The organism is Paraburkholderia sp. JPY419, assembly GCF_050435705.1.
GTDB classification, from domain to species: domain Bacteria; phylum Pseudomonadota; class Gammaproteobacteria; order Burkholderiales; family Burkholderiaceae; genus Paraburkholderia; species Paraburkholderia youngii.
The window spans coordinates 1,002,193-1,017,969 of the sequence record NZ_JBNDKV010000001.1; the positions used below are offsets into that span (position 1 = coordinate 1,002,193).

Annotated in this window: 19 protein-coding genes; 16 read left to right on the forward strand and 3 right to left on the reverse strand. The window is 62.6% G+C overall.

The window, feature by feature from the left end; translation table 11 throughout:
• Positions 1-30 precede the first annotated feature (30 nt).
• The 5 genes from QFZ91_RS04660 to tnpC all read left to right on the forward strand — a co-directional run bounded on the left by QFZ91_RS04660 (position 31) and on the right by tnpC (position 4,150).
• Positions 31-858 (forward strand): ABC transporter permease, encoded by an 828-nt coding sequence (locus QFZ91_RS04660; protein WP_176378225.1) that lies wholly within the window; start codon positions 31-33, stop codon positions 856-858.
• Between the two features lie 232 nt (positions 859-1,090).
• The gene (locus QFZ91_RS04665; RefSeq protein WP_176378226.1) at positions 1,091-1,531 is read left to right on the forward strand and encodes an SET domain-containing protein; all 441 of its coding nucleotides are present in this window, start codon (positions 1,091-1,093) and stop codon (positions 1,529-1,531) included.
• Between the two features lie 210 nt (positions 1,532-1,741).
• On the forward strand, positions 1,742-2,074 hold the full coding sequence (tnpA, locus tag QFZ91_RS04670) for an IS66 family insertion sequence element accessory protein TnpA (RefSeq protein WP_429566397.1): 333 nt from the start codon (positions 1,742-1,744) through the stop codon (positions 2,072-2,074).
• Positions 2,074-2,430 (forward strand): IS66 family insertion sequence element accessory protein TnpB, encoded by a 357-nt coding sequence (tnpB, locus tag QFZ91_RS04675; protein ID WP_429566398.1) that lies wholly within the window; start codon positions 2,074-2,076, stop codon positions 2,428-2,430. Before tnpA ends, tnpB begins: the two co-directional genes overlap by 1 nt.
• Before the next feature lie 94 nt (positions 2,431-2,524).
• Positions 2,525-4,150 carry an IS66 family transposase gene (tnpC, locus tag QFZ91_RS04680; RefSeq protein ID WP_429566655.1) on the forward strand — a complete coding sequence of 542 codons (1,626 nt, stop codon included), beginning with the start codon at positions 2,525-2,527 and terminating at the stop codon, positions 4,148-4,150.
• 64 nt (positions 4,151-4,214) lie between these two features.
• On the opposite strand, the gene QFZ91_RS04685 is transcribed toward tnpC, so the two are convergent.
• On the reverse strand, positions 4,215-4,907 hold the full coding sequence (locus tag QFZ91_RS04685) for a hypothetical protein (RefSeq protein ID WP_429566399.1): 693 nt from the start codon (positions 4,905-4,907) through the stop codon (positions 4,215-4,217).
• 205 nt (positions 4,908-5,112) lie between these two features.
• On the opposite strand from QFZ91_RS04685, the gene QFZ91_RS04690 reads away from it, so the two are divergent.
• The 6 genes from QFZ91_RS04690 (at position 5,113) to QFZ91_RS04715 (ending at position 10,346) form a co-directional block, all read left to right on the forward strand.
• On the forward strand, positions 5,113-5,436 hold the full coding sequence (locus QFZ91_RS04690) for an antibiotic biosynthesis monooxygenase family protein (protein WP_176378228.1): 324 nt from the start codon (positions 5,113-5,115) through the stop codon (positions 5,434-5,436).
• A gap of 265 nt (positions 5,437-5,701) precedes the next feature.
• Complete coding sequence (locus QFZ91_RS04695; RefSeq protein WP_429566400.1) at positions 5,702-6,964, forward strand: ABC transporter substrate-binding protein; 1,263 nt, start codon at positions 5,702-5,704, stop codon at positions 6,962-6,964.
• 97 nt (positions 6,965-7,061) lie between these two features.
• A complete protein-coding gene (locus tag QFZ91_RS04700) occupies positions 7,062-7,931 on the forward strand; it encodes a branched-chain amino acid ABC transporter permease (RefSeq protein WP_176378230.1) in 870 nt (289 codons plus the stop codon).
• Positions 7,928-8,893: a branched-chain amino acid ABC transporter permease gene (locus tag QFZ91_RS04705; protein WP_176121989.1), complete on the forward strand. Its 966-nt coding sequence runs from the start codon at positions 7,928-7,930 to the stop codon at positions 8,891-8,893. The genes QFZ91_RS04700 and QFZ91_RS04705 overlap by 4 nt, the downstream gene beginning before the upstream one ends.
• Positions 8,890-9,639 carry an ABC transporter ATP-binding protein gene (locus QFZ91_RS04710; RefSeq protein ID WP_368592027.1) on the forward strand — a complete coding sequence of 250 codons (750 nt, stop codon included), beginning with the start codon at positions 8,890-8,892 and terminating at the stop codon, positions 9,637-9,639. Before QFZ91_RS04705 ends, QFZ91_RS04710 begins: the two co-directional genes overlap by 4 nt.
• Positions 9,636-10,346, forward strand: a complete 711-nt coding sequence (locus tag QFZ91_RS04715; protein WP_429566401.1) for an ABC transporter ATP-binding protein — start codon at positions 9,636-9,638, stop codon at positions 10,344-10,346. The genes QFZ91_RS04710 and QFZ91_RS04715 overlap by 4 nt, the downstream gene beginning before the upstream one ends.
• Before the next feature lie 56 nt (positions 10,347-10,402).
• Here the strand turns inward: QFZ91_RS04715 and rarD are convergent, their stop codons facing one another.
• Positions 10,403-11,296 carry an EamA family transporter RarD gene (gene rarD / locus QFZ91_RS04720; RefSeq protein ID WP_429566402.1) on the reverse strand — a complete coding sequence of 298 codons (894 nt, stop codon included), beginning with the start codon at positions 11,294-11,296 and terminating at the stop codon, positions 10,403-10,405.
• Positions 11,297-11,562: 266 nt separating this feature from the next.
• Between rarD and QFZ91_RS04725 the strand changes: the two genes are divergently transcribed.
• The 5 genes from QFZ91_RS04725 to QFZ91_RS04745 all read left to right on the forward strand — a co-directional run bounded on the left by QFZ91_RS04725 (position 11,563) and on the right by QFZ91_RS04745 (position 14,898).
• The gene (locus tag QFZ91_RS04725) at positions 11,563-11,781 is read left to right on the forward strand and encodes a hypothetical protein (RefSeq protein WP_176378235.1); all 219 of its coding nucleotides are present in this window, start codon (positions 11,563-11,565) and stop codon (positions 11,779-11,781) included.
• Between the two features lie 105 nt (positions 11,782-11,886).
• Entirely contained in the window at positions 11,887-12,195 is a 309-nt protein-coding gene (locus QFZ91_RS04730; RefSeq protein WP_176378587.1) for a hypothetical protein, read from the forward strand.
• Positions 12,196-12,257: 62 nt separating this feature from the next.
• On the forward strand, positions 12,258-13,682 hold the full coding sequence (locus tag QFZ91_RS04735; RefSeq protein ID WP_429566403.1) for a DEAD/DEAH box helicase: 1,425 nt from the start codon (positions 12,258-12,260) through the stop codon (positions 13,680-13,682).
• 73 nt (positions 13,683-13,755) lie between these two features.
• On the forward strand, positions 13,756-14,553 hold the full coding sequence (locus tag QFZ91_RS04740) for an alpha/beta hydrolase (protein ID WP_429566656.1): 798 nt from the start codon (positions 13,756-13,758) through the stop codon (positions 14,551-14,553).
• A gap of 3 nt (positions 14,554-14,556) precedes the next feature.
• On the forward strand, positions 14,557-14,898 hold the full coding sequence (locus QFZ91_RS04745; RefSeq protein WP_429501806.1) for a hypothetical protein: 342 nt from the start codon (positions 14,557-14,559) through the stop codon (positions 14,896-14,898).
• 74 nt (positions 14,899-14,972) lie between these two features.
• Here the strand turns inward: QFZ91_RS04745 and QFZ91_RS04750 are convergent, their stop codons facing one another.
• Positions 14,973-15,719, reverse strand: a complete 747-nt coding sequence (locus tag QFZ91_RS04750; RefSeq protein WP_429566404.1) for an SDR family NAD(P)-dependent oxidoreductase — start codon at positions 15,717-15,719, stop codon at positions 14,973-14,975.
• Between the last annotated feature and the right edge of the window lie 58 nt (positions 15,720-15,777).

Below are 15,777 nucleotides of genomic sequence, written 5' to 3' on the forward strand. Positions count from 1 at the left end.
ATTCGGATAGTTGATCACAGGCAGACTCAGATGAAAGACGGACGAACCCGGCTACTCTCGGAACGCATCTCGGGCGCGGGACTGCGCGTGCATTGCGCGCTGATTTTCTTTTTCCTCGTCGCGCCGATCCTCGCGATCGTGCCGCTGTCGTTCAACTCCGGCTCGTTCTTCTCGTACCCGATGCAGGGCTTCTCGCTGCGCTGGTACGCGCAGGCGCTGAGTTCGCCGGACTGGCAACGCGCGTTTGCGAACAGCATCGGCATCGGCGCGGCGTCGACGCTGATCGCGACGGTGCTCGGCACGCTGGCCGCGCTCGGCCTGAGCCGCGCGCAGTTCCCTTACCGCTCGATCATCATGCCAATCATCGTGTCGCCGATGATCGTGCCGATCGTCGTCGTCGCGGCGGGGTTTTATCTGGTCTTTTCGCCGCTCGGGCTGGTGAATTCGTATACCGGCGTCGTGCTTGCGCATGCCGCGCTCGGTACGCCCTTCGTGGTGATTACCGTGACCGCTTCGCTGCTGTCGTTCGATCAAAGCCTGCTTCGCGCGGCGTCGGGTCTGGGTGCGCAGCCGTGGGTCGCGTTTCGTCGCGTCACGCTGCCGCTGATCGCGCCCGCCGTCGCAACCGGCAGTGTGTTTGCATTCGCGACATCGTTCGACGAAGTGATCGTCATTCTGTTCATCGGCGGCCCGGAGCAGCGCACCGTGCCGCGGCAGATGTGGAGCGGCATCCGTGACCAGATCGACCCGTCGATCCTCGCCGTGGCCACCCTGCTGATGGCGTTCGCGATCGCCCTCTTCGCCTGCATGAACTGGCTGCGCAAGCGCGCGGCGGCGGCCAGCCGCTCGTTTGCCTGAGGCGACTGTTGCGCCACTGCGATGGCGTCGACATGCGACTTGATGGCCTCCCTCTGACCGTCGGGCGTTGCCAGCCCGTTTGCGGCGAAGCCGGAACGCCTGGCGCGGCGGTCCTTGACAGTTAGTTGCAGTTTTATAAAGAAATATATTGAGCGCATGAGTGCGTGGCGATATGCTTCGCAACGCCGCTAAACCACATGCAACGACCGAGGGTCGCGAAGGAAACGACAACATGCGATTGCGACGCATCACCGCACGACGCTCACCCGTGCATGGCATGGGACTGTTCGCGCTGCAGCCGATCGCCGCGGGCGAAAGGGTCATCGAGTACAAGGGGGAACTGACCAGCTGGCGGCGCGCCGCCGCGCGTCAGCGAGCCGACGCTGGCCACACGTTCGTGTTCGGTCTGTCCGATGGACGCGTGATCGACGGCAGCCGAGGCGGCAACAGCGCGCGGTATCTGAACCATGCGTGCGCCCCCAACTGCGAGGCCATCGAAACGGGCGACCGGGTGTTCATTCATGCGCTCGCCACGATCGCCCCCGGAGAGGAGCTTTTCATCAACTACGGTCTGTCAGTGGACGGTGCGGTCACCGACGAGGTTCGCGCCCAGTACGCGTGTCATTGCGGTGCACCGGCATGTCGTCGAACCATGCTGGGAAATGACGGGTAGTCGTCGTAGTGCTGCGGCCGGCCAGGCACAGTCAGGTCATTGCTGACGTTCAGACGTTGCCCTGGTCGGTCGGCACTCCTTGGCCGTTCGCACCTCAGCGGTCGTGAGCGACGCGTCTTGCAATAACGTAAGTGATCCATCAAACCCAATCTTGTCGGTCGATCGACGCAGTCGCAGGATTCGTCCAGTGCTTTCTGAGACGGAGCAAACATGCAATCGGGTCTGGAATTCTGGGCGCCCCACGTTGCGGCGATGGAGCAGGAGTCGGTGGCGACGGCGGAGTATGCGAAGCGCCACGGACTGGCTCTGCATAGCCTGTATTACTGGCGGCACAAGATAAAGGCGGCTGCGACGCAGACATCCGGCCCACCTGAGCGAAGCAGCGCGTTCGTGGCATTGACAGTCAGTGAGCCGGTTCTCGCGCAGCAGCGGCCCGGCAGTTGCACGCTGGTGCTCGGTCCGGGCGTACGCATAGAGTTACCGGCGCTACCCGCCCCTGAGTGGCTGGCCGCGCTCGGGCGCGCCATGCACGGGGAACGCTGATGCACCCGGGCTGCACCCCTACCCAGGTGTACCTGTGCCGTCATCCGGTGGATTTCCGCAAGTCGATCGATGGCCTGAGCGCGCTGGTCGAGCAGGAACTGGAGCTGAACCCGTTCGGCAGCGCGTTGTACGTGTTCATCAACCGCCAGAAGGACAAGCTCAAGGCGCTGTACTGGCATCGCAACGGGTTCTGCCTGTGGTACAAGCGCGCGGAGAAGGAGAAGTTCGCCTGGCCACGCGAGGGTAGCGGGGCCACGCAGAGCGTGACGATGCAGGAGTTGCAGTGGCTGCTGGAGGGCTTCGATCTGTGGAGCAACGGACCGCATAAAACGCTGCATTTTAAATCGGTATCCTAATCAATTATGGTGTTAACATGGTGGCATGCCTGCTGCCAGGAAGACACCTTCGATCCGACACAAGCTTGCGTTACCTGAAGTCAAGGTAGCGCCGCTGCCGCCGCTGCCAGCGCAGTTGCCTGACGATGTGGAGGCATTGAAGGCGTTGCTGCATGCCCAGCAGGCAGCGCATCAGCAGGCGATCGATCACAGCGTTCAGCAGGCGCTCGAGCAGGCCCACGAACACGCGATGCGCCACATCGACCACCTGTACGAGCAGTTCGTGCTGCTGCGCCAGCGGCACTTCGGCGCGAGTTCTGAACAGTCCTCGGGCCAGGCGCACCTGTTCGACGAAGCAGAGGTGCTGGCGGCCGCGAGCACATCCGGGCAGGACCAGGCGCCCATTGCATCGCCAGGTGACGCTGCCGCCGATGCTGGCAAGAAGAGCGCGGACAAGCCTGCGCGTGGCAAGCGCGCACCACTGCCGCCCGGGTTGCCGCGCGTGGACATCGTGCATGACGTGCCGGAAGATCAGCGCGTGTGTCCGTGCGGCACACCGATGGTGGAGATCGGTGAGGACATCAGCGAGCAGCTCGACATCGTGCCGATGCAGGTGCGTGTGCTGCGCCATATCCGCAAGCGCTACGGCTGCCCGGGCAGCGCGCATGCGCCGGTGGTCGCTGCGTTGCCCGCGCAGCCGCTGCCCAGGAGCAACGCCAGTCCGGACCTGCTGGCGATGCTGCTCACAGTCAAGTTCGCCGATGGCCTGTCGCTGGCGCGCTTCGAATACGTGCTCGAGCGCGCCGGCGTCGCGGTGCCGCGTCAGACACTGGCGCGCTGGGTGATCGGCGCGGCCGGCGTGCTGCAGCCGCTGCATAACCTGATGCGCGACGAACTGTTCAACGGTTCGGTCCTGCACATGGATGAGACCGTGGTGCAGGTGCTCAAGGAGCACGACAGGTCGCCGACCTCGCAAAGTTATATGTGGGTGCAGACCGGTGGCCCGCCTGAACGACCGGTGGTGGTGTTCGACTACGACCCGAGCCGCAGCGGCGCGGTGCCCGTGCGACTGCTCGAAGGCTATCTGGGCTATCTGATGACCGACGGCTACGACGGCTACAACGCGCTGGCAAAGACCGCAGGCATCGAGCACCTGGCATGTCTGGCCCACGCACGCCGGCGCTTCGTCGAGGCGACGCGCGTTCAGACCAAAGGCAAGCGCGGCCGGGCTGATGAGGCAATCGAGCTGATCGGTCGGTTGTACGGGATCGAGCGCGAATGCAAGCAGGCGAAGGATGACGCGCGACTCGTCGCGCGTCAGACGCGCAGCGTGCCGATCCTGGCTGAACTCAGGGCCTGGCTCGACGCGACGTTGCCGACCGTGCCGCCGAAAACGGCGCTGGGCGAAGCGTTGGCCTACCTGCACAAATACTGGTCGCGGCTGGTGCGATACACCGAGCGCGGCGATCTGCCCATCGACAACAACCGCTGCGAGAACTCCCTGCGCCCCTTCTGTGTCGGTCGCCGGCGATGGTTGTTCTGTGACACGCCCGCGGGCGCTCACGCGAGTGCCGTCATCTACTCGCTCATCGAAACGGCACGCGCCAACGGCCTCGAGCCGTATACCTGGCTGCGACGGGTGTTGCGCGAGTTGCCGGCGGCCCAGTCCGTCGAGGCCGTCGAAGCGTTGTTGCCCTGGAATCTCCATCGCCACGATTTAGCCAGCGAAATGGCGCCCTGAACAGTCTGGGTTTGCTGGATCACTTACGCAATAACTATTAAGTCGGCGGTTAAAGCAGCATGATTCACTGCCCCGGCGGATCTTTTACCTGGCCCTCTGCCGATGGGCCAGGCGTGTGGCCAGGGAGGTTACCGCGGTCGCCTGGTGCTGGAGGACGCATTCTTAACACCTGAAGTTCAAGCGCCGCATTAAATAATTCGTCGTGCAGATCCTTCGTCATCTCGCCTGAACGAAGCTGACGTTCGAGAATGAGACAATCAGTTTCGGTTTCGAGCTCGATATCCAAAAGACGGAGCGTCCCGGGCTGCGTAATATCTGGTTGCGCCCGGCCAAGCCCATTCAGCAGAGCATTTCTTATTTGGATGAACTTCGGCAGTCTTTCGCGAAGAAGCGGTGACAATCGTCGGTAAAAATCGCCGTCATCCATCAGTTGCTTCATTGCGGAAGACTCGACTATCACTGGGCCGTCTTTGGATGAAGGAACGGCAATATCGTTACCCTTCGATTTCAATTCCCCCATTTGTTTGAGTGACGAAATCTGACTCCTGATGGATTTGGCATCTTCGATTGCGGCAAGCAACGCACCGTCCAACCGTTTTTCTGTCGGATCGGACGCAAAGATCAGCGGCCAAAGAAAGAACAGAACTGTCAAAAGAAGACTCAGAATTCCGACGTAAGTCCCAGCACAAGTGAGCTTGCTGGGCAAAGACCATTTATTCCATTGTTCTTTTGTCGGAATCAGGAGCCAGTTTCGCATTTAATTGCCCCTATTAGCACTTCGTTACCGGAAGAGCGCTATCCGCCCTGGCTTCGAGGGCGACTCTCCTGGCTATACGGAAGTATATTGCACGGAAGATAGCTCGCTAACCCGGTTCCAGACACGCGGCTCGACGACGTGACACGGATCGCCGACAATGTGCACTTCAAAACCATCAATAGCAAAAGACCGAAGGAAGGTAACAATGTCTATAGCGAACACCAGAGCCACTCCCTATTACGCGGTGATCTTCACGTCCATCCGAACCCCCGGGGACAACGGATACGGAGACATGGCCGATGCAATGGTCGAAGCGGCCGCAAAACAGCCCGGATTCCTGGGCGTCGAGTCTGCGCGGGAGGAACTTGGAATTACGGTTTCCTATTGGGATAGCCTCGAATCCATCGCCGCCTGGAAACGTGATTCAATGCATCTGGTAGCACAACAGGCCGGCCGGGAAAAATGGTACGAATCCTACAAAACCCGAATTTGCCTTGTTGAACGAGACTACGACTTCTCGAGAAGTTAGTTTGCTGCGCCTTGTCTGTCGACTGCGCGGCACACGCCCGCCAACTTTATCGCTCGCATCGCGTCTGCGAATTGCAGAAGATTGGCTTCCAGACAGAAGTTATACGGCTACCCACACACAGGCGCGCTCGCGCATCCGACAGCGGGAAAACGGAGTCTTGTGGATTCCGTTGAACGCGTTCAAGATCGAATGGCGCGCGTTTCGCACGCGCGGACACACCATTCGGCGGTTCTAAAGATTCGACATCACGGTGAGGGAGAACCCTATGAAAACACCAGGTCGTGTCCCCGCTTTCAGTCGGCGCACCATACTCAAAGCAACTGCCGCAACAGCCGCACTGCAATTGGCGCCGCCCTTCATCATCAAGGCGCGCGGCGAAGCTCCGTTGCGAATCGGCATGGTCGATCCGCTGACGGGCGTTTATGCTGCAGTAGCACAGAATGAAGTGACGGGCGCACGGCTTGCCGTTCAGCAGATCAATGCCCAAGGCGGCATTCTGGGACGACCCTTGGAGCTCATGGTCGAAGATTCGGCAAACGACGTCGGCACCGGCGTGCAGAAGGCGCGCAAGCTGATCGAACGCGATCAGGTCACGTTCCTCATCGGCGACGTGAACTCCGGTATCGCCCAGGCCATTTCTCAGGTCAGCAATGAGAAGAAGGTGCTGCATATCGTTTCGGGCGGCCACACCGATACGATCACGGGCGTCGACTGCAAATGGAACGTTTATCGCGTTTGCAACACAACCAGCATGGAGGCGAACGCCGTCGCGAACCTGCTGTTCACCAAGTACGGCAAGAAGTGGCATTTCATCACACCGGACTACGCGTTCGGCCACACGCTGCAGAAGGCCGCGGCCGCCGATCTGCAGAAGCTCGGTGGCACGATGACCGGCAACGAGCTCACCCCGCTCGGCACGACCGACTTCTCCGCCTATCTGATCAAGGCGCGCGCGGCGAATCCCGACGTGCTGCTCGTGCTCCCGCAAGGCTCCGACATGGTCAACTGCCTGAAGCAGATCGCTCAGTTCGGCATCAGCAAGAATATCCACGTTGCCGGGCTGCAGCAGGAGCTCGAATCGCTCGAGGCGATGCCGCCGGACGCGCGTGTCGGCATCTGGATGTTCGAGTGGTACTGGAAGCAGCCGGGGGTGCCGGGAGTCGAGAAGTTCGTGGCCGACATCCGCAAGGTGAACGGCGGTAAGGTTCCCACCGCGCGTCACTGGTTCGGCTATACATCGGTGCATACCCTGGCCGCCATCGCCAACAAGGAAAAGACGCTCGACGCCAGAAAGCTCGCCGAAGCGCTCGGCGGCTTCGAATTGGCGGACGACGTCAAGTTGCAGCCGAACAAGTGCTACTACCGCAAGGGAGATCACCAGCTGATGACGTCGTCGTTCGTGGGCGAAGCGCTATCCCAGCCGGGCGGCGACCCGGAAGACCTGTTCCGCGTGGAACGCGTGATCGCGGGTGACAAGACCGCACCTCCCGAGAGTGAAACGGGCTGCAAGCTGCAGTGGCCCTCCTGATACTCAACCGCGCGGCGGGATCGCCGGGCGCGGTTCTCATTGCGCAAGCGGAAGCGAAGCACGGGCGCCCCGGGCGCCATAACAAGAATGGTGGGCGATGACTGAACTGCTGCTGTTCAACGTCACCAACGGTCTGATCATCGGCGCGTTTTACGTGCTGATGGCGCTCGGGTTATCGCTCATTCTCAACCTGAGCAACGTCATCAACTTCGCTCACGGCGGCTTCCTCGTTGCTGGCGGCTACGTTGCCTATACGATCACGCCCTACGTCGGCTTCTGGGGCGCGCTGCTGATCGCGCCGCCGTGCATCGCGCTGATCGGCCTCGCCATCGAACGGGTGCTGATCCGGCGAGTCTATGGGCGCGACCCGCTCTACAGCCTGCTCCTGACGTTCGGCCTTGCCTTCATCTTCGAGGACGGCACCCGCTTCATCTGGGGCGCGCAAGGCAAACCGGTGACCATTCCGTCGGTGCTGTCCCAGCCTTTGAGCAACACGTTGTTCTTCATCACCGGCTATCGCCTCTTCATGGTCGTCACGGTGGCGGCGACGGTAGCGCTGCTTTTCGTCCTGCTACGCTATAGCCGACTCGGCATCCGTATCCGCGCCGGTACCCTCGACCTCGAAACCGTGGCAGCGCTCGGCATCAACGTGGGCAGGCTGCGTTCGTTCAATTTCGCCGTCGGCGCCTTTCTCGCCGGTCTGAGCGGAGTGCTCGCCGCCGGCCAGCTTGGCCTCGAGCCGACGATGGGAACCGGGCTCCTGATGCCGAGCTTCATTGCAATCATCGTCGGCGGCGTTGGCAGCCTCACGGGCACGCTGCTCGGCGGCCTGCTGATCGGCGTCGCCTCCGGCATCACGGCGGTGTTTGTGCCCGCGGCAAGCGAAGCGATCATCTACGTGCTGATGGCCGTCGTGCTGCTGCTGCGCCCCCGCGGCCTGCTCGGCGAGGAGGGCATGCTGACATGAGCGCAGCGCGACAGGCGAGGCACCGCAGACTGATCACGCTTGCGGCGATCTGGGCCGTGTTGCTGCTCGCCCCGTACTGGATGCCGCCGCTCGGAGGCTACACCGCGCTTGGCACACGGGTGCTCGTGCTGGGTCTCGCCGCGATGTCGGTGAATTTTCTGCTCGGCTTCACCGGCGTGCTGTCGTTTGGTCACGCCGCGTATTTCGGGTTGGGTGCGTATGGCGCAGGCCTCGCGCTGAAATTCGTTGCACCGAGCACGCCGTTCGCTCTTCTGTGCGGAACGCTGCTCGGCGGGATCGCCGGCGCGCTGCTCGGTGCGCTCTGCGCGAGGCGGCGCGGTGTCTATTTCGCGATGGTCACCATCGCCTTCGGACAGGTCTTCTACTACATCGCGTTCCAATGGAGTTCGTTGACAGGCGGCGACGACGGTCTGCGCGGATTTTCGCGCATGCCGCTTCACCTTGGCATCACGACCATCGACATCCTCTCGAATGCCGATGCGTTCTATTACTTCGTGCTGTTTTGCCTCGCGCTGGCGGTCGGTCTGATGGGCTTCATCCTGCGTTCCCCATTCGGGCGCACGATGATCGCAATCCGCGAAAACGAACGGCGCGCGCGCTTTCTCGGCATTCCCGCCGATCGCCATATCTGGATCGCTTTCACTCTCTCCTGCTTTTTCATGGGGTTCGCCGGTGCGCTCTATGCACTTCTGAACAACTTCGCCGACCCGCGCGGGCTGCATTTCAGCCAGTCCGGCGACTTCGTCATGATGGCGGTGATGGGCGGCATGCGCAGCCTGTGGGGACCGCTTCTCGGCGCCGCGGTATTCGTCGTGCTGCAGGACTACCTGTCGAGTATCACCGTCAACTGGATGTCGTTCGTCGGCATGCTGTTCATCGCGATCGTGCTGTTCTTCCCTCGGGGTCTGCTCGGCGTTCTGCGCCGCAGGAGCGAATCATGAGCGTTCTGGAAGTCACGCACGTGAGCAAGAGCTTCGGCAGCCTCGCTGCGGTACGCGACGTCTCGCTCGCGGTCGAAGCAGGCGAGCTGCGTGCCATCATCGGACCGAACGGCGCCGGCAAGACTACTTTCTTCAATCTCATCAGCGGTTTCTTCCGGCCGACCACGGGAACGATCGTGTTCGACGGACAGGACATCACGGCCGTCCCGGCGTATCGACGCGTCGCGTGCGGCATCGCCCGCACGTTCCAGATTACCGAGATCTTTCCCGCACTCACGGTGTTCGAAAACGTGCTCATCAGCGCGGAGGTTGCGGCTGGATTCCGCTTGCGGCCGTGGGTCGGCCGCGCCGAAAGAACCCGAGTGCGCGAGTGTGTCGAAGAAGCACTGGAACTCACCGGGCTAGCGGCAAAAAGCGGCCGGCTGACCGGCGAGCTCGCGCACGGCGACCAGCGCGTTGCTGAAATCGCCATGGCGCTGGCGCTGCGCCCTCGCCTGCTGCTGCTCGACGAACCCACCGCAGGCATGGGCGGCGAAGAGACCTACGAAATTACCCAGCTGATTCGCCGTCTGCGCAGCGGCGGCAAATTCACGATCGTGCTGATCGAGCACGACATGCGCGTGGTGTTCCATCTTGCCGACCGGATCACGGTGCTCGACCGGGGCTCGCTGCTCGCCGAGGGCGCGCCGGCGGAAATCGCGGCGAACGAGGTCGTGCAGGTGGCGTATCTGGGTGACGTGGCATGAACATCGCGCTCACCGCCGAGGAACTTCATACCTACTACGGCAAGAGCCACATCCTGCACGGCGTGAGCCTCGCGGTCGAGGAAGGTCGGATCACGGCATTGCTTGGCCGCAACGGCGCAGGGAAGACCACGACGCTGCGGACCCTGATGGGTCTGACACCCGCACGCCGGGGGCGCGTGACGATCTTCGGCGCGGACACGACACGCTGGCCGACGTTCCGGATCGCCGCGAACGGCGTGGGCTATGTCCCCGAAGGACGAAGAATCTTCGCCAATCTCAGTGTCGAAGAAAATCTCCGTGTACCGCTTGCGCGCAGCGGTCCCTGGACGATTGCGCGCATATACGAGCTGTTTCCACGGCTTGCCGAACGCAAGGAAAGCCGCGGACGTCAGCTTTCCGGTGGCGAACAGGAGATGCTGTCGATTTCCCGCGCGCTGCTGCTCAATCCCCGGCTGCTGATTCTCGATGAACCCTCCCAGGGCCTGGCGCCTCTGATCGTGCGCGAGGTGTTTCGCGTCGTGTCGCAGATGCGCGACGAAGGGATCTCGGTCCTGCTCGTCGAGCAGAACGCGCACATGGGGCTCGCGATTGCCGATCATGCTTACGTGCTCGACGACGGCGGTATCGTCTATGCCGGCCGTTCACGCGACCTGGCCGCCGATGAAAGCCGGGTTCGCGCGTTGACCGGTGCGAGTGCCGAAGGTTGAAGAGGATCGCCCGCGTTTCGACGTAGCTCGGCCGCTACCCACCTGCCCTCACCTCTTCAAGCCGCCGTGCGCGCCTGCCGCGCAGCGGCCAGCGTGCCACGCAACCCTTCGAACGAGTAGAGCGCGAGGGCTGCCCAGATTGCGCCGTAGCCGATCGCGCGCACGGACCCGAACGGCTCGCCGTAGATCAGCACGCCAGCGAGCAGCTGAAGCGTGGGCGTCACGTACTGGATCAAGCCGAGCATCGAGAGCGGGATGCGTCGCGCCGCAGCCGCGAAGAGCAGCAGCGGCACCGCCGTGATAGGTCCGGCGGCGGCCAGCAGCAGTTGCAGCCCGAGCGACGCATGCGTGAAATGGCTCGCGCCGGCCATGCCGATCACCATCAGATAGACGATCGCCACGGGAAAGAGCAGCACCGTTTCGAGTGCGAGGCCTTCGAGCGCGCCGAGCTTTGCGGTCTTGCGCAACAGGCCATAGCCGCCGAACGTCAGCGCGAGCGCGAGGCTGATCCACGGCGGCGCGCCGTTCTGCCAGGTGAGCCAGGCCACGCCGAGCGCCGCAAGCGCCACCGCGCACCATTGGAGCGAGCGCATCCGCTCATGCAGGAAGACGAAGCCGAACAACACGTTGATCAGCGGATTGATGAAGTAGCCGAGGCTCGCCTCGACGATGTGGCCCGCGTTGACGGCCCAGATGTAGATGCCCCAGTTGGCCGAAAGCAGCGCGGCACTCGCGGAGAAGCGGCCGATCAGGCGCCTGTCGCGCAGCGCGGGCCGCAGCCACGCCCAGTGGTGTCGCGCGACGAGCACCGCAAGGATGAACACGAGCGACCACGCCATCCGGTGGGCGAGCATCTCGAGCGCGGGAATCTGGTGGAGCGTCTTGAAGTAGACGGGAAAGAGCCCCCAGATGACGAAGGCGGAAAAGGCGTAGACGATGCCGGGATTCATGGTTGGTTGTAGTTGGCCGGTGCGCGTGGTCGGTGCGAAGGCGCGTCGGTGGCAAAGGTTTTCGCGCAGATTTTACCCGTGCGGTGCAGCCTCCGCTAAGCGCATCGTCGTCAAAAAGGCCCTGCTCTCGCCGTTCAGCGAGCTTTGCTTTTGCTGCCTACGATGTACATGTCGTCTTCGCAGAATGATGGAGCGACCTTGGCGGCGACAACGCGGTCCAGCTCGCCCTACGCGACGACGATCAGGGCAATCGTTTGGAGACAGCCATGCATTTCGACTACCAGCAGTTCCACATCGACGCGTCACCTCTCGATGAAGGCGGCCGCTACTACGCTCGCGCAAAGATCTACCGGCGCGCGTCGGCGAGTGGCGAGGCCGTCGAGGTAAAGTATTCGGGCGACCTCGGCGATTACCCCTCCGACGTGGATGCGATGGAGGCGGCGCAGCGTTGGGCGATGCAGTGGTGCGACGAGCACTCCGCTTAGGCTTCATTCACTATCCAGGTCTACGCTGTTCCGGTCCCGCTGATCCCTAGCAAAATAAGCGGCGCATAATGCATACATCCCTTTGTCAGGACGATGGAGGTGAATGTGACAACCTTTGCTATCGACGCCGTTCGCATCAACCCGGCGAACGACAGGTTCACCCACGTGCGTTGGGCTCCCGTCGATCCGTCGACGCGTGAATGGCTGTCCCCCCCTGCGATCGTGGAGGTGGTCGAAGTCGTCGCCGCGATCCGCCGGGGAGATGTCGTTTGGTCCCTTTTTACACTTGGCGGCACACGGTATCTCGGGCCAAAAATCGTATCTGTCTCTCACACCGACGGACCCGCCGGGATCGACACGGATGTCCCGGGCGATCATGTCGAAAAATGCATCGACGATTTGCCGCACCTTTGACGGCATACCTTTGAGGCCGTCGGGCAGCCGCTAGAATTGCGGTTTTAGCCCGGAATACGTCAATGTCCTTTGCCTCGCTTGGCCTGATCGATCCCTTGCTGCTTAACGTGCAGGGCCTCAATTACCAGACTCCTACGCCGGTGCAGGCCAAGGCGATTCCCGCCGTGCTCGGTGGCAAGGACGTGATGGCTGGGGCACAGACCGGCACGGGCAAAACCGCGGGCTTTGCGCTGCCGCTATTGCAACGGCTGGTGCAATGCGGCCGGGCGGTGTCCAGCAATCGCGCCCGTGTTCTGGTGCTGGTGCCCACGCGTGAACTGGCTGAACAGGTGCTGCAAAGCTTCATCGCTTACGGCAAAGGCCTCGACTTACGATTTCTGGCCGCCTACGGCGGTGTGAGCATCAACCCGCAGATGATGAAATTGCGCAAAGGCGTGGATGTGCTCGTTGCCACGCCGGGCCGTCTGCTGGATCTCAATCGCCAGAACGCAGTGCAGTTCGATCAGGTACAAACGCTGGTGCTGGATGAAGCCGATCGCATGCTGGATCTGGGCTTTGCGCGCGAACTCAACGCCGTGTTTGCCGCCTTGCCCGCTCAGCGCCAGACTCTGCTGTTCTCCGCCACGTTTACCGATGATATCCGCGCGATGGCGGCGAATATTCTGCGCGCCCCGGTCAATATCAGCGTCAGCCCGCCCAATGCCACCGCCAGCAGGATCAAGCAGTGGGTGGTGCCAGTGGATAAAAAGAACAAGCCTGACCTCTTCTTGCACCTCGTGGCTGAGAACCGTTGGCAGCATGCGCTGGTGTTCGTCAAAACCCGCAATGGCGTCGATTACCTGGCGGCGATGCTGGATGAAGCGGGCTATGCGGTCGACACCATCCACGGCGACAAACCGCAGCCCGCGCGCCTGCGTGCGCTGGAGCGCTTCAAGGCAGGCGAAGTACAAATGCTGGTAGCCACCGATGTGGCCGCTCGCGGGCTGGATATCGACGACCTGCCGCTGGTGATCAACGTTGATCTGCCGATCGTGGCGCAAGACTACGTGCACCGTATTGGCCGGACTGGCCGCGCGGGCGCCAGCGGCGTGGCGGTGTCTCTCGTGTGTGCCGATGAAGCGCCGCAACTGGCCGCGATTGAAGCGCTGATCCGGCAAACGCTGCCCCGTAAAGAAGAGCCGGGTTTCGAAGCCGAACACCGCGTGCCGCAAACCAGCGCGACGGGCCAGATCATCAAGAAGCCCAAAAAGCCCAAGACGCCCAAGGTGCCGCAAGCCGCACCGGGCGCCATGCAGCCGCTCGGCAAAAAACCGCGCCGGCAAAGTGGCGAAAACCAACGCAAGCCTGCGGCGCAGCGCGCTGCGGCCGTGGGCAAAGGCGCACGCTCGTCCAGCGGTAATTCATCGAGCGTGCAAAAGCCACGCAGCCAACCCGCCAGCAAGCCGGCTGGCAAGCCCGCTGGTGGCCGGGGCAAACGCCAACCCTGATCCGTTGCCGGGGCGACTGCGCGCTAAACTGGGTGCGTGCTATCGAAAAGTTCGGTGGGTCGAGCGCAAGACGATGAAATTCACCCGAATGATGATCGGCCTCGCCGTCACGTACCTGATCGTGTTAGCCGGAGTCGCCATCTTGCAGGATCGTTTGCTCTACTTCCCTCAGAAGGTCACGATCGAGGAGATCACCTCCGGCGGACTGCGCGCCTGGCCGACACCTGAGGCGTACCGGGGCCTCGTGGCGGAGCCGGACGGTTCCGCGCGCGCCACGGTCATCGTCTTTCATGGCAATGCCGGGCATGCCGGCCACCGCTCGTTCTATGCCGCAGCGCTCACCCGGCTCGGGCTGCGCGTGATTCTCGCCGAATATCCAGGCTACGGGCCGCGCACCGGTGCGTTAGGCGAAGCGAGTCTGGTCGACGATGCGCAACAAACCATCGCGCTCGCATATCGCCTCTATGGAGCGCCCCTCGTGCTGATCGGCGAATCGCTTGGGGCCGGCGTGGCGGCTGCGGCCGGCTCGCGCGAACGCGACAGGATCGCGGGCATGATGCTGATCACGCCTTGGGATCGGCTCGAGCACGTCGCCGCTCATCACTTTCCGTGGCTGCCCGTGAGGTGGCTGCTGCGCGACCGATACGACAGCGTGACCCACCTGGCGTCGTTCGATCGCCCGATTCTCGTCATGGTTGCCGAACGCGACAGCATCGTCCCTGCGCGCTTCGGCGAGGCGCTTTACAACTCGCTGTCCGCACCGAGAAAACTGATGATGGTGAAGGCGGCTGACCATAACGACTGGATTGGCCACGTCGACCAAACCTGGTGGCGGGAGGCGACGGACTTCCTGCTCACGCCTTCGCATTGAAATATGAAGACGCCACCGGTCCCGTCCAGCTCGGAACGCATCTATGTTCTCGATGCGAAGAACCGGCCAGTCGAGGTCTTCGACCACGACGCGTGGTCGCGCTGGATGACGGAAAACGAACTGATCTTTCGCCGCACACTGCTGGACGACTACGGTGTGACGGTCACGACCCGCTTCCGTGGTGTGTCCAATCCGAAAACCGCGGAGGTTTTGCTGTTCGTCACGCGCGTCGCCGGAATGCAGACGCAAGACAACAGGAGCTACGGAGCACGTACGCTCAATGAGGCGCTGGAGCAGCATGAGCGCATCGTGCAGAAAATCCTCCGGAAAATGACGGGGCGGTGAACGTCAGCGCACCGTCAGATGAAGCGTGAGTCGAATGGCATCGGCGAAACGTTGGCGCTGATGCCGCCCGAGGCTCATATGAAGCTCACGCCGCCATTGACGGGGATCGTCTGGCCGGTAACGAAGCCGTTGCCGACCACCATTAGCACGACCTGGGCGACCTCGTCGACTTCACCGAGGCGTCCAACGGGAAGCCGTTCCGCGACGTTGGCGGCCTTCAGCGGCGCGGCCATTTCCGTGTCGATCGGTCCCGGGGCCACGGCGTTTACGGTGATGCCTTCGCGGGCCAGCCGCGCCGCATAACCGCGTGTCAACCCTTCGAGGCCAGCTTTCGAGGCGTTGTAGTGCACACCCACCAGCCCAGCGCCGCGGGCAGCGGCCGACGACAGGTTGACGATGCGACCCCAGCGCTGTGCTCGCATTCCGGGCAGCACCGCCTGCGTGCACAGAAACGCCGATTTCAGATTGACCGCAAGCGTTCGATCGAATTCGGCTTCCGTGAGCCTATCAATATCGACGATCGTTCCGGTGCCCGCGTTGTTGACGAGAACACCGACGACGCCAAGGCGGTTTTCCACCTCATCGATCATTGCCTTGACGTCGGACGCGACCGATACGTCGGCTTGCACCGCGATTGCACGACCTCCCGCAGTTTCGATTTGCCCGACGATCTGAGCAGCCTCGTTCCCGCGTTGCCGATAGTTGACCGCCACCGCTGCGCCAGCCGATGCAAGCGAAAGGGAAACGGCGCGGCCGATTCCTCGCGATCCGCCGGTCACGAGGGCGACACGATCGTGCAAATCGGGCGAATGAGCGGGCATGGTAATCCTCCTGTCCTGTGGAACTATCGAAAGGGGCTGTGCTCGCGTGCCGCTGCGT